This window comes from Amycolatopsis sp. NPDC088138, from assembly GCF_044741685.1.
Lineage (GTDB): Bacteria > Actinomycetota > Actinomycetes > Mycobacteriales > Pseudonocardiaceae > Amycolatopsis.
On the sequence record NZ_JBIUTB010000010.1, the window covers coordinates 86,618 to 100,886 of the forward strand.

General features: G+C 72.0%; 5 protein-coding genes. 4 read left to right on the forward strand and 1 reads right to left on the reverse strand.

The window, feature by feature from the left end:
• Positions 1 to 15: 15 nt before the first annotated feature.
• Positions 16 to 3,480: a carboxylic acid reductase gene (gene car / locus ACIOD2_RS46795; RefSeq protein WP_400552167.1), complete on the reverse strand. Its 3,465-nt coding sequence runs from the start codon at positions 3,478 to 3,480 to the stop codon at positions 16 to 18.
• A gap of 426 nt (positions 3,481 to 3,906) precedes the next feature.
• Between car and ACIOD2_RS46800 the strand changes: the two genes are divergently transcribed.
• From ACIOD2_RS46800 to ACIOD2_RS46815, 4 genes are read left to right on the forward strand one after another with little or no spacing between them, the layout of a single operon-like run.
• Complete coding sequence (locus ACIOD2_RS46800) at positions 3,907 to 6,015, forward strand: acyltransferase domain-containing protein (protein WP_400552169.1); 2,109 nt, start codon at positions 3,907 to 3,909, stop codon at positions 6,013 to 6,015.
• Positions 6,012 to 10,028, forward strand: coding sequence for an SDR family oxidoreductase (locus ACIOD2_RS46805; RefSeq protein WP_400552171.1), 4,017 nt, complete (start codon positions 6,012 to 6,014; stop codon positions 10,026 to 10,028). Before ACIOD2_RS46800 ends, ACIOD2_RS46805 begins: the two co-directional genes overlap by 4 nt.
• On the forward strand, positions 10,025 to 13,168 hold the full coding sequence (locus ACIOD2_RS46810) for a beta-ketoacyl synthase N-terminal-like domain-containing protein (RefSeq protein ID WP_400552173.1): 3,144 nt from the start codon (positions 10,025 to 10,027) through the stop codon (positions 13,166 to 13,168). Before ACIOD2_RS46805 ends, ACIOD2_RS46810 begins: the two co-directional genes overlap by 4 nt.
• Positions 13,165 to 14,262, forward strand: coding sequence for a zinc-binding dehydrogenase (locus ACIOD2_RS46815; protein WP_400552175.1), 1,098 nt, complete (start codon positions 13,165 to 13,167; stop codon positions 14,260 to 14,262). The genes ACIOD2_RS46810 and ACIOD2_RS46815 overlap by 4 nt, the downstream gene beginning before the upstream one ends.
• Positions 14,263 to 14,269 lie beyond the last annotated feature (7 nt).

Sequence of the window (14,269 nt, forward strand, 5' to 3'; positions counted from 1 at the left end):
AGGCTGTGCCCTGGATCAGAGCAGCCGCAACTGCTTCAGGTCCGTGACGTACTTGTGGATGAGCGCGGCGGTGATGTGCGGGACGCTATCGCCTACCGCTTCCTGGAAACGGCCGGACGGGATGCGGCCGCCCATGAGCGGGTCGGTGGGCTGGGCAAAGGCGTGCAGCAGCGGCAAAACGGAGTGCTGGCGCGGCTCGTCCGGCAATGCTTGAAGGGCCGTTTCGAAGCGGGCGAACCATTCGGCGTGGTCGGCCACCCGTTGGATCGGGTGCCCAGCCTCGGCGAGCCAGTCGACGAAGGTGTCCAGGGAGTGCCCGTCTCCGTGCGGGTTCCGGACGTTGTACACCTCGTGGCCCGTCTCGGCGCCGGCCGCCAGCGCGGTCACCACCCGCGCGATGAAGTCGACAGGCAGGCCATCGTAGTGCGCGGTTGCCCCGGCCGTGTGGAACGACGCGGGCGCCAAGCCGGTGCCGAGCACGCTCAGCAGCAGCCGGCTGAGCTGGTCGGGCACGTTCAGCTGCCCGGTGTACGTCCGGTGCGCGAGGATCGCGTTCGAGCGAAGGGTCGCCACGGGCAGGCCACACTGCTCGTGGGCCTCCCGTAGCAGCACCTCCCCCGCCCATTTCGACACCGCGTAGCCATTGGCGTAGCCGTCATCGAGCGGGCGCACCGGGTTGACGGCCCGGATGTCGGCGGTCTCCGGCGCGTCCTCGGCCTGGCCGATGAGCAGGCCGCCCGTCGACACGTAGGTGAAAGGCTTGAGCTTCGTCGTGATGGCCAGCTTCACCAGCTCGGCGGTACCGGCGACGTTGGGACCGAACAGCTGGTCGTACGGCAGCACGTGGTTGACCAGAGCCCCGGGGTGCACGACGAGGTCCACCGTGTCCGCGAGCCGCCGCCAGGTCTCCGCGTCCAGGCCGAGGCCGGGTTCCCCGAGGTCACCGGCGAGCACCTCGAGCCGCCCGGCAGCCAGGGCCCGGTAGTCGCGCACGAGCGCGGGATCGCCGCTGTCGAACACCGCGTCCAGCCGGGCCCGGGCCGTGACCGCGTCCTCGCCTCGGACCAGGCATATGAGCCGGCCGTCCACCTCGGCGAGGCGGGCCAGCCACTCCAGGCACAGGAACCGGCCGAGGAAGCCGGTGGCCCCGGTCAGCAGCACGGTCCGCGCGGCACCACCGGGTGGGGGCAGCGCCGTCGCGGCGGCCAGCGTCGCCTCGTCGAGGAACCGGTCGAGGGTCAGGTCGGCGGCGCGGACCTCGGTGGCGTCCTCGCCGTGCACGGCCGAGGCCGTGATCCGCCGGGCGCCCGGGGTGAGCTGCCGCTCGACGTACCCGGCCAGCGCGCGCAAGTCGGTGGCCGGGCTGATGACCACCGCGACCGGGACCTCGACGTCGAAGATCGCCTGCAGCCGGGTGGACAGGGCCACCGCCGTCAGCGAGTCACCGCCGAGGTCGGTGAAGCGAGTCTCCCCGGAAAGACCATCGAACACCGAGCCGAGCACGGACCGCGCGGCGGCCACGACGGTCTCGGCCACCGGCCGGCCGGCTGCGTCCTCGCGCAGCTGCCGCAGGTCGGCCGTCTCCCGGTCGGCCAGCTCGGCGTACCGCCGTTCGAGCATCGGCCCGTAGTGCTGCTTCAGCTGGAGGCGCCGCGGCTTCTGCAGGACGGACAGCAGCCCGTTGGCCGTGCTGAACGGCTCGGGCTCGATCAGCACGTCACGCGGGATCTCGTAGGGCAGGAGCCGCTCGGCCCTGGCGATCCGGTGCAGCTCCTCCAGCACGAACGTCCTGGCCCGCAGGAGGTCACCGCCGGTCCGGGCCAGCGTGGCCGGCGCCGGAACCACCACCGCGAGCAGATAGGACCGCTCGCCGTTGCCGTAGACGTAGATCTGCCCGACGGCCGGGCTGGCCGCGAAGAGCGCCTCCAGCCGGGCGACCGTGACGAACTCGCCCTGTGACAGCTTCAGCACGTTGTTCGTGCGGTCCAGGTAGCGCAGCTCGTCCGGGCCGAGCTGCGCCATGATGTCGCCGGTGCGGTAGAACCCGTCCTCGTCGAAGACCTCGGCCGTGATCTCGGGCCGCTTGAAGTACCCAGGGAACATCGTCGTCATCTTGAGCAGTAGCTGGCCCCGCGGGTGGGGCTCGTCCGTGCCGAAGTAGCCCAGCTCCGGCACGTCTTCGAGCTTGTAGTCGATGACCTGCGAACGCAGCACCCTGCGGTCGAACACCACCATGCTGGCCACCTCCGTCGAGGCGTAGACCTCGTGCAGGGGCACGCCGAAGACCGACTCCACGAAGGCCCAGCGGTCGGCCGCGAGCGGCGCGCCGGCGAACACCGCCCAGAGCACCCTGCCGCCGAGCACGTTCTCGCGCACTTCGAGCAGCGCTTCGGCCTCGGCGCCCGCCTGGTCCGCGCCGGCCGAGACACGGGCGTCCACTTCGCTCTGGTAGCGCTGGAACAGCAGGTCGCAGATGCGCGGGACGAGGATCAGCTCGGTGGGACGGGCCAGTGCGAAGTCCTCGAACAGCGTGCTCAGGTCACGCCGGGCCAGGAAGTAGCACGTGCCGCCTTGGCCGAGCACGCCGAACATCGCGCCCCGGCCACCGCCGTGGCTCAGCGGCAGGTAGCAGATCCCGAACAGCGGAAGTTCCTTGTGGTCGTGGAAGAAGCCACGCCACTGTTCCGCGACCATCCGCTCGGTGAACATGGCGCCCTTGGGCGTGCCGGTGCTGCCGGAGGTGTAGACCACCAACGTCAGGCGGTCCCCGTCCGGGTTGTCGTCCGGCCGCGGGACGGGCAGCTCCCCGCCCCGGGTGACGACATCGGCGAACAGCTCCAGAACCACGCGCCGGTCCGACAGGCGCGCTCGTGCGGCTTCGACGCGTTCCCGGTCCCCGGTGAGCCCGGGGTGGTGGTCGAAGACCATGATCTTGCGCAGTCCGGCGCAGGCCAGCGCCAGGTCGACGGCGGCGTCCAGGTCCGCGGTACTCGCGGCGAGGACCGCGGCCCCGGTCTCCTCGACGATCGGCTGGAGCTGGGCCGTGGAGGCGGTGGTCTGCAGTGGCAGGGAGACCGCGGCCGCGCGCGTGCAAGCCAGGTCGATCGCGACGTAGTCGGCACTGGCGAAACCGAGGGTGGCGACGAAGTCACCGGCTCGCACCGGAACGTCGTGGTCGTCGTGCCAGGCGGCGGCGACGGCGCCCGCGCGCCGCCACAGCTCGCCGTAGGTCATGGTGTCGAACCGCGGCAGCAGGCGTGCGGTGGTGCGGCCGGTGCCCGGGTCGACGGCGAGCTCGGTGACCCGGGTGCCCAGCGCGGGCCGGTCGGCGTAGGCCGTCATCACGGTGGTCAGCACCGTCCGCAGCGAGACGTCCGGCCGGCCGATCGCCGCCACGACCTCGGGCAGCGGGGCCGCCGCGCGGAACTGCTCGTCGACGCGGTGGAGTTCGGTGAAGCGGTCCGACGCGGTCGCTGTCATTGTCAGGCCTCTTTCCGGCGATACCGAGTGCCACGAAACAATGTCGGCACGTTACCGCCAACCTTTCGGAAGAACAACGGAAACCGTACCGGGGACTCCCAAAATGGATAGAGCATTCGCAAAATGGATCCTGCACCGATGGGCAACTTCCGAAATCACCTCAGAGTGGTCCACATTCGACCGAACGTCCATCGAACGGACCAGCCGACCACCCAGAAAGCCTGTATAGCTTGATGTCAACGGCCGACGCTCGGTGTCCAATCTCAACCCCTCGGCACTCAGAGCCCACAGGAGAGTGAATTTGCGGTAGTCACCGGACAGGCGCGTTACGATGACCAAGCCGCACTCCCGACAATTGCGTTGCCCCCACCGCACGGCGAGTTGTTCTCGCCCCGGAGTGAATTCGCGCGACCCCAGGAGGCATTGATGGCTGCCCATACGGTCTTCCTCTTTCCCGGTCAGGGCTCGTACACGCCGGGGGTACTGCACGGCCTCGTGGACGAGACCGTGTCCGAGGTGTTGCTCCGCCTGGACGGGGTGGCCACCGAGTACGGATTCGCCCCGATCTCCCCGCTGCTGACCGAGACCGGCAGCCCCTCCCTGACGCAGCTCGTCACCGACGATCCGGACCGGCTCCAGCTGGCCAGCTACGCCACCTCCGTGTGCCTGGCCACGCTGCTCGAGACCCGGTACGGGATCAAGCCGGACCTGGTGTTCGGGCACAGCTTCGGGGAGATCGCCGCGTTCGCCTCGGCCGGGTTCCTGACCGTCGAGAACGGCATGCGGGTCGTGTGCATCCGGGCGAACGAGCTCCGGCGGGCCGGGGTCGCCGACGGCGGCATGGTCGCGGTGGCGCTGAACGTCGGCCGGCTGCGGCACCTGCTCGCGGCTATCGACGACCCGAACCTGGTGCTCGCCGCCGAGAACGCCCCGCAGGAGACCATCGCTTCCGGGCACACGGCCGCCCTCGACGGCCTGGAACGGCTCGCGCCGGCGCTGGGGGTGCGCGCCACCCGGCTGCGCGTGCCCTACGCCTTCCACAGCCCGCTGCTGGCCGGGCCCAGCAGGACCCTGACGGCGGCGCTGCGCGGGATTCCCATCCAGTATCCGGCCATCCGGTGCTGGTCCGACGTACTGGGGCGGTACCTGACCGACGCCGACGACATCCCCGATCTGCTGGCGCGGCACCTGGTCGAGCCGGTGCGTTTCCTGGCGGGGGTGCGGGAACTGCACGCGAACGGCGGGACCCGGTTCATCGAGTGCGGCGCCCGGGACGTGCTGACCCGGCTGGTGACCGCCGGCCTGCCGCCGGTGACCGCGCTCGCGCCGTTGCGCAAGCGGACCACGTTCGCGGAACTGGACACGTTGCTCGAGGCCGCCCCCTCGGCGGCAAGGGCAGCGACGACTCCTGCAGTTGCCGCTGCGGCAATTCCGGCGACAGCTACCGCGAGAGCTCCGGCGACGGCCCCAGCCGCCGCTCCCGCGGTTGCCACGGCGACCGCCCCCGCCGTGGTTCCCACGGGCGCCGTTGCCACGCCGCCCATCTCGGCCGGCAACGGTGCCCGCCCGGCGGACCCCTTCCCCGAACTGGCCGCCCGGCCCGCGGCCGACGCCACCCCGCCGCCCGCGCAGCCACGCCTCAACGCCGAGGACCAGCTCACCGAAGTCCGCCGCTTCTACGCCGAAGCCCTGGAATACCCCGAGTCGGTCGTGACCCCGGACGCCGAACTCGAAGCGGATCTCGGCATCGACTCCTTGAAGCAGAACGAAGTCCTCGCCGCGCTCCTGACCAAGTACGGCCTGGCCGACCACATCACCGACGTCAAGGCAACCCAGTACCCGACGCTCAACGCCATCATGGAACTGCTCCAGACCCTCCAGCCCGCCGCGACCGAGAGCCCGGCGGCGGCTCCCCCCGACGTCGTACCGCCCGCGCAGCCGAGCGGCAACACCCAGGAGCAGCTCGCCGAGATCCGCCGGATGTACGCCGAAGCCATGGAATACCCCGAATCCGTCGTCACCCCCGACGCCGAACTCGAAGCCGACCTCGGCATCGACTCCCTCAAACAGAACGAAATCCTCGCCGCCGTCCTCACCAGATACGGCCTCGCCGACCGCGCCCCGGAGGTACAGGCAACGCAGTACCCCACCCTCAACGCCATCATGGAACTGCTCCATAACCTCCAGCCCGCCGCGACCGAGAGCCCGGCGGCGGCTCCCCCCGACGTCGTAGCGCCCGCTCCGGCCGCCGACAGCATCCCGCCGCAGCGCCGCAGCGACGAAGGACAGCTCGCCGAGATCCGCCGGATGTACGCCGAAGCCATGGAATACCCCGAATCCGTCGTCACCCCCGACGCCGAACTCGAAGCCGACCTCGGCATCGACTCCCTCAAACAGAACGAAATCCTCGCCGCCGTCCTCACCAGATACGGCCTCGCCGACCGCGCCCCGGAGGTACAGGCAACGCAGTACCCCACCCTCAACGCCATCATGGAACTGCTCCAGAACCTCGAACCCGCCACAGCGGGCAAATGACCGTGCGGGAGCAGATCGCCGTGGTCGGCATGGGCGTCGCGGTGCCCGGCGCGAGCAGCCCCGAGGAGTTCTGGCGCCTCCTCAACAACGACGTCACCATGCTCGGGCATCCCCGGGATCGGTTCCGGGCCTGCTCGTTCCAGTCCGCGGACCCCGGCGCCGAGGACCGTTCGCACACGGTGACCGGCGGGTTCCTGCACGAGCTGACCGCGCACGCCCGGCTCGCCGAAGAACTGTCGGACGGCAACTTCCAGCCCGAGGAACGGGGCACCGTCCTGCTTCGGCACTGCCTGCTCCAGGCAGTCGACGGGCTCACCGTTCCGAACCGGAGTGCACTGTTCTCGGGTGGTTTCCCCGACGGCCTGCAGGCGGTCGAGGAGGCGCTGGTGATCGAGGCGGTGTCCCAGGGGATCAGCCGCGAACTCTCCCGCACCGGCACTCCGCCTTCGGCCGGCCGGCAGCAGCTCGTCCGGTCGCTGCTGGCCCGGCACTACCGGCACGGCGGCACCCCGCCCCGGCGCCTGCTCCCGGACCACCTCGTCCGCGCCGCCGCGCAGGGGGTGCTCCCCGGTTCCGGCGAGCGCGTCGTGGTGGACGCGGCGTGCGCGTCCGGGTTGTACGCCCTGGACCTGGGCGCCAAGAGCCTGCTCGACGGCACGGCGGATCTCGCCCTGTGCGGCGGGGTCTTCGTGCTGGGCCCCCGCTACGCCGTCACCTTCGCCAAGCTGAGCGGCCTGGGCCACCACGACGAAGTGCGAGTGTTCGACGAGGCCGCGGACGGCACCCTGTTCTCCGACGGCGCCGCGATGGTCGCGCTCAAACGGCTTTCCGACGCGGTGTCCGACCAGGACGAGGTCCTCGCCGTGGTGGCCGGTGTCGGCGCCTCGGCCGACGGCAAAGGTAAGGCCATCTACGCTCCGAACCCGCTGGGGCAACGGCGATGCATCGACCGGGCCCGCCAGTCGGCCGGCGTAGCGCCGGACCAGGTGGACTGGGTGATCGCCCACGGCACCGGCACCCCGGCGGGCGACGAGGTGGAGATTGCAACGTTGCGGGCCGCCGCGCCGCCGGCCGGGCACACCGTCACCTCCAACAAGTCCCTCATCGGGCACGCCGGGTGGAGTGCGGGGGCGGTGTCGCTGGTGCACGCGCTGCTGGCGTTGCGCCACGGCGTGATCCCCGCGCAGCAGCGGCTCCGGACACCCGCGCCCGTGCTCGTCGGCCAGCACGAGGTGACCGTGCCGCACACCGCCGTGCCGTGGCCGAAACCCGAAGGGGGCAGCCGGACGGTCGGGGTTTCCGCGTTCGGTTTCGGCGGCGCCAACGCCCACGTGATCTTGCGGGACCGCCTGCCCGAGCCGGCGCCCGCCCCGGAGCACGCCGGAGACCCCGTGGTCCTGGTGGCGTGGAGCGCGCACCTGCCCGGTGAGCCCGCCCCGAAAGAGGTCCTGCGGCTGCTCCGGGACGGCGTGCCGGAGCCTGCCAGGGCCTTCCCGGAACGCACGTTGCCGACCTTCGAGGAGGCGCGCCTGTCGCCTGCGGTGACTCGGCAGGTGGATCGGGGCCAGCACTTGGCGTGGCGGGTCGGAGCCCGGTTCGTGACCCAGCACGGTGAACTGTGGTCCGCGGTCCGCGAACGCACCGGCGTGGTGGCCGCCTGCACCGGGCCGAGCAGGCTCGCCCTGGACAACGTCGTCCGGTGCTACGCCGAGGACCTCCGCGACGTCACGGCGCTGCCCGAGCCGGACTCGGTCGCGCTCAAGGCGTTCCTCACCGATCACCGCGCGATGACCGAGCCGACGAGCTCGGGGACGTTGCCCGGCCTGATGCCGAACATCCTCGCCGCCCGGCTGGCCAACCGCTACGACCTGCACGGGCCGAGCCTGTCCGTGGACACCGGCCGCACCTCGGCGCTGACCGCCATCCACACGGCGAGCCGTTACCTGCGAGCGGGTGATCTCGACCTGGCGCTGGTGGTGGCGGCCAGCGCGGACCGGGGCACCGACCTCGCGGCGGTGCTGGAGGTCGACGCCGCGCGCATCGCGGAGGGCGCGTTCCTGCTGGCACTCAGCCGCCGCAGCACGGCCACGGCGCAGGGCTGGCCGATACTGGCGACACTGGCAGCCGTCCTCGACGAGGTCCCGCAGCAGCCCACGATCACCTGTGGCGGCCCGGACGGGCACACCTACCTCGGCGCGGATGGCCTGGCGCTGGTGGTGCACGCCGCGCACCAGGCCACGGCGAGTGCAGTGGCACCCGCACCCGGCGAGCCCGGCCCCGCGATCGTGGTGACTCCGGCGACGGGATCCACCACGGCACACGGAGACGGCCTGACGTCCTGGACGACGAAATCCCCTGCAGCGCAAGGAAACGGGCTCACCAACCCGGCCACGGAATCCGGCGTGGCCAGAGGAGACGGCCCAGCCACCCCGACAACGAAACCCGTCACGGCAGAAACAACCAGACTCCCCACCCCAGCCGCAGAACCCGCCGCACCCCAAGGAAACGGCCTGGCGACCCCGACGACGGAACCCACTACGGCGCAAGGCGATGGCCTCCGGCTGTGCGCCCGGTCCTTCCGGCCCGCTCCCGCCACCACCGTGCCGCCGTCCCCCGCCATCCCGGCGGGCAGTGTCGTACTCGTCGGCTCGGCCCGGCAGGCCGGGGCACTGCGCGCCCACGCTCCCGGAGCGCACATCGAGACCGCCGATTCGCCGGCCGCACGGCGGCTGCTGAATCTCACGGAGTCCGTCCGCGGCTGGCCGGACTGCCCGCCCACCGCGCACCTGCTGGTGGTCGTCCCGCTCCGGGACACACCGTGGCCCGCGCCGCCCAGCGAGCAGGTGCTGGCCCTGCACGAACTCGCCTTCCTCGCCGCTGCCGAACACCGCGAACGCCTGGCCGCCGGGTCGGTCCGGTTCCTGTTGCTGGATCCGTTCACCAACGGCGCGCCGCACCCGCACGGCGAACTGTTCAGCGGCTTGGCTCACAGCCTGCGCTGGGAACTGCCGGACTGCGACGTCCGCGTCCTCACCACCGACACCCCGGACGTCGCCGAAGCGCTCTGCCAGCTCGACGGCGAACGCGGGGAACCCCGCGGCACGCACGTGGTGCACTACCGCGACGGCGTTCGGGAAACCGAGGTGTTCGAGGAGCTACCCGGCTCGGCGGTGGTCATCCCGCCGCCCCGGGTCGTGGTCGCCGCCGGGGGCGCCCGGGGCATCACCGCGCCGCTGCTCATCGATCTCGCCCGGCGCCATCGGCCCCGGATCTGGCTGCTCGGCTCCACCGAGCTGACCGAGCCGGACGACCGGCCGGGCGATCCCGGGCAGACCGGGGACGTCCGGCAGGCCGTCCAGCGCCTCCGCCGGCAGCGCCAGGCGGGCAGCGCCCGGGAAACCCTGGACACGTTGCGCGAACTCTGCGGTGTAGCCAACGTCCACTACCTGGCCTGTGACGTGACCCGGGCGGAGGCGACCGCCCGCACCGCGGCACGCATCCGCCAGGACTGCGGCCGAGTCGACCTGGTGATCCACGCGGCCGGACTCAACCGGAGCGGTGGCCTCGGCAACAAGTCACTGGCCGACTTCCGCGCGGTGCGGGACACCAAGCTGCTCGGCTACCACAACCTGAAACAGGCCTTGGCCCCGCTGGCGCCCAAGCGCTGGATCAGCTTCAGCTCCGTGCTCGGCACGCTCGGCTACCCCGGCGAAACCGACTACGCCTCGGCGAACGCCTTCCTGTCCGCGGCCGCCCGCGCGGCGCAGGCACGCGGATCGGCCGAGCAGGCCCTGGCCTGGGGACTGTGGGCCGAGGTGGGGATGGGCGCCAGCTCCCAGCACCGCGCGAACGCCGACCGGGCCGGGCTGCTCACGCCGATGAGCACCGCCGAAGGCGTGCGGCAGTTCGCCACCGCGCTGGACACGACGGCGGCGGGGCGGGCGGAAGTGCTGTACCTGGGCGACCGGGAACGGGACGCCTTCCGCGAGCGAACCTCGGGAGGATCGCGATGAGCCCGGCGGACAGCGCACCCGTTGCGGTCGTCGGCATGGGGCTGATCCTGCCGGGAGCCGGCCACCCCGATCAGTACTGGGACCTGCTGCACCACCCACACGGCTTCGTGGCTCCCCCACCGGACCGGGCGGACCTGGACACGTTCCCCTTCCCCGGCCAAGGCGACGCGGTCCGACCCGCCGACCGGGCGTGCGGCTACCTCACCGATCCCGACTTCCACCCGCGCCTGCGCGCGGAGCTGGACGAAGGCCGGTTCGCCGAAGGCGACCACGCGACGTTGTGGCTGCGGCACAGCATGATGCAGGCGTTAGAGGGCGTCACCGTCCGCCCGGACGACCGCGGCCAGTACTTCGCCTCGATGAACGTCCAAGGCAGCCCCCGGCTGGAAGAGAGCTTGCTCGTCGACCGGCTCGCCCAGCTGCTTGCGGACGTCTCGGGCGACCAGGACCGCGCCGGGCTCGCGGCCGCCCTGCGCCCCAGCTTCCCGCGGGCGCTGGCCGACGCCAGCCGCCTGCTGCCCTACCGGGCTGCGCGGCACGCCGTGGACGGGTTGCTGCCGCAGTCGCCCGGGATCCTGGTCATGGACAGCGCGTGCGTGTCCCTGCACTCGGTCGACCTGAGCGCCGAAGCACTGCGCGCCGGTGAGTGCGATCTGACGATCTGCTCGGGGGCGAACGTCGTGTCGCGGCTGTTCCAGACGCTCCTCACGAGCGCCCCGGAAATGGCCAGCCACGCCAGCCTGCGTTCCTTCGACCGGGACTCCGAAGGCACGGTGTACACCGACGGCGCGGCCGCGGTGGTGCTGAAGCTGCACGAGCGGGCGGTGGCCGACGGCGACCACGTGCTCGGCGTGCTGCACGGTTTCGGCGCCACGGCGGACGGGCGCGGCTCCACGCTCTACCGCCCGAGCGTCGCCGGCGTGGCCAGGTCGCTGCGCCGCGCGCTCGGCTCGGCCGGGATCGGCGCCGAGGATGTGGACTGGATCATCGCGCACGGCAGCGGCATCCCGCTCGGGGACAAAGCCGAGCTGAGCGCGCTGTACGAGTGCGCGACGCCGGCCGCCCCGTGGCTGATGACCGGCAACAAGTCCGCGATCGGCCACGGCGGGCCGGCGTCCGGGATGTTCTCCCTCGTCCACGCGCTGCTGGCCATGCGGCACCAGACGATCCCCGGCCAGCTGAACTTCGCCGAGCCCACCCTGCCCGAGCTCGTGGGCGAGCGCCTGCGCATCCCGACCAACAGCCGGCCGTGGCCCGCGCGCCCGGACGGGCCGCGGCGGGTCGCCATCGCGATGTACGGCGTCGGCGGCACCAACTCCCACGTGATCTTCGGCGACCGGCCGCCCGAACCCGCCCCGGACCCGGCCACCGCCGAACCGCTGGTCGTCGTCGGCTGGACGGCGGACCTGCCCGGGCGCCCCGAGCAGGCCGAAGTGCGCAATTGGCTCACCTCGGCCTGCTCGGGCAAGCGGACCTGGCCGGACTCCTTCGGCGACCAATACCCGCTGCCCACGCTGGGCGAGCTGCGCATCCCGCCCCGCGTCCTCCGGCAGACCGACCGGTCGCACCTGATGGCGTTGTTCTGCGCGGACGAGCTCTGGTCCCGGCTCGGCGACGCCCGGGAATCCCTGCGAGACAACACAGGTGTGCTGCTCGGCCTCAGCGGATCGTGCCGGAACGAGGCGGCCTACCTCGGCGTCGCCGGCGCGGCCTACGCCGGCCACCGGCTGTCCACCGAGGACGGACAAGCCGTCGGCGGGATCGGCCCGGGAGAGCTCGCCCGGCTGGCGGTGGACTCCACGCCGCCACCGACCGTCGACTCCCTGACCGGCCTGGTGTCCAACGTCGCGTCCAGCCGGATCTGCTGGGCCCTCGACCTGCACGGCCGGGCGATCGCGGTGGACGCGGGCGCGGATTCCGGGCTGGCGGCCCTGGACCTCGCGTCGCGCTACCTGCGCACGAAGGCCCTCGACCTGTGCCTGGTCGGCGCGGTCAGCGGGCACCACACGGCGAGCCTGCCCTTCAACGACGACGGCCGCGAAGCCGCGGAAGGCGGGTTCATGCTCGCGGTCACCCGCGCGAGCACGGCTCGCGCCCACGACCTGCCAGTGCTGGGCAGGCTGCGCAACGTCCCGGCCGAAGGCACCCAGACCAGTGGCCCCGCCACGCCCTACGGACCGGCCGACCGGCTGGTCGCGGTGCTGAGCGCGTTACACGGCGAGGAGAACTCAGCGCTGGTCCAGCCGGTCGAGGACACCGCAACCCGGGCGATCCGAGTCGCGCCCACCGCGTCGCCGCCGGACGAAGGCGTGTGGCAGCTGCCCGTCACGGACGCGGACCGCGCGCTGCTGGCCACGCACCTGGTGGACGGCCGACCCACGTTCCCCGCCACGCTCCTCATCGACCACGCCGCCAAGGCGGCGGGCAGGCTGGCGCCGGGGCTGCGCCCGCTGCGAGTGACGGACGTCGAGTTGCGCTGCTTCACCCGGGTGCGAGCGGACGGTTCGGTGCCGCCGTTGCAGGTGCGCACCCGCCGGCTGCCCGAGCTGACCCCGGGAGAGATCCCGGTGCACGTCTCCATCGGGGTGGTGCCGGACCGCAGCAACGTGGACATGGTCGTGCACCTGGGCCGCGCCCACCCGGCCTCGGCGCCGTTCCGCCCCGGCGTCACGACCGGAGCCCATCCCGTCGCCGATCCCTACCACGTGCCCGGCTCACCGGTGGCACTGTCCGGCGCCCTGGTGGCGCTGGAAAACTTGGTGGTGCAGGAGGGCTCAGTCACCGCCCGGTACGTGCCCGACTTCCCCCGTCCCGACGACCTGCGTGGCCACGGGGTGCCGGTCATCGCCCTGGACTGCCTCATCCGCACGGCGGCACTGGGGCTGGCCACCGGCGAACACCTCCCGATCGCGGTGCCCACCCGGATCCCTCGCATCGACCTCCACACCGGTGACAACGACCTCACCCTGCCGCGGGGGCCGTCGCCGCTGGTGCTGAGCCATGACGCCGGATCCGGGACGACGCGCCTGAGCGAGCCGGAAACCGGCCGGGTTCTGGTGACTATGCACGACATCACCCTGCACCCGCTCGGCTGGTGGAGCCCGGGCAGCGACGAGTTCAGCGAAACGAGGGAGCCATGATCACGACCGAGGCTTGGGTCCTGCGGCAGGGGCCGCCGGGACCCGAATCCCGCCCCGGAGAGCTGGAGCTCACCACCATCCGGCTCCCCGAACCGACCGGGGACCAGGTGCTGGTCGAACCGCTGTACGGGTCGTGGGAAGCCAACATGACCCACGCGCTGGAACGCTCACCGGTGGACGTCTGCCGCCAGCGCCGGGAAGAGCACGTCGTGCTGGGCAACTCCGGGGTCGTGCGGGTGCTGCGCCCGTCGCCCGGTTCGGCGCTACGCGAGGGGCAGCTCTGCCTCGTCATGGGCATCGGCGACCCGGATCCGCACGGATACGCCAAGACCACCTTCGCCTACGACATGCGTAGCAGCACCGGCCTGCTCGCCAAGCGCACCTACATCGCGCCCCACCAGCTGGTCCCGATCCCCGAGGACACCGCGTTCCCCTTGGAACGCTGGGCGCCGTGCCTGCGCTACTGCACCGCCTGGGACAACTGGCGGGTCGCCTACGGGTGCTGGCGGACCCAGATGCCCGACGCCGATCCAGCCGGGTACCTCGTGTTCGGCTGGAGTGGCGGAGTGTCACTCGCTCAGCTCGAACTCGCCAGGCGGACCGGGTTCGCCACCGCGATGACCGTGGGCAGCCAGGCACGCGCCGACCTGGTCGCCGCCGGCGGCACCACCCCGGTGCTCTACGACCGATCGGCGGCTCCCAGCAAGGAAAAGCTACTCAAGGACATCCGCGCCCTCGCGGACGGCCGGGGGGTCGCGATCTTCCTGGACCACCTCGGCGGCAACCTGCACGACATCGTCCTCCGGGTGCTCGGCCGCCAGGGCGTCATCGCCACCTGCGGCTGGAAGATCGGCATGAAGCTCAACGTCGTCCGCGCCAGCGAGTGCATCGGCCGGCACCTGCACGTGCACACCCACTGCTGGCGGGTGGACGACTGCCCGCGGATCCGCGACTACCAGGAGGCTACCGGCTGGCTGCCCGACGTCGGCCCGGACACGATCTACGGCTTCGACGAAATCCCCCGGCTGGCCAAGGAATACGGCCAGAACACGATCGGCTCCTACTTCCCCGTCTTCCGGATCAACCCACTGTGAACAGCCA

Coding starts and splice junctions, on each gene's coding strand:
- ACIOD2_RS46805 (WP_400552171.1), top strand. CDS start 6,012: ATGACCGTGCGGGAGCAGATCGCCGTGGTCGGCATGGGCGTCGCGGTG.
- ACIOD2_RS46810 (WP_400552173.1), top strand. CDS start 10,025: ATGAGCCCGGCGGACAGCGCACCCGTTGCGGTCGTCGGCATGGGGCTG.
- ACIOD2_RS46815 (WP_400552175.1), top strand. CDS start 13,165: ATGATCACGACCGAGGCTTGGGTCCTGCGGCAGGGGCCGCCGGGACCC.
- car (WP_400552167.1), bottom strand. CDS start 3,480: ATGACAGCGACCGCGTCGGACCGCTTCACCGAACTCCACCGCGTCGAC.
- ACIOD2_RS46800 (WP_400552169.1), top strand. CDS start 3,907: ATGGCTGCCCATACGGTCTTCCTCTTTCCCGGTCAGGGCTCGTACACG.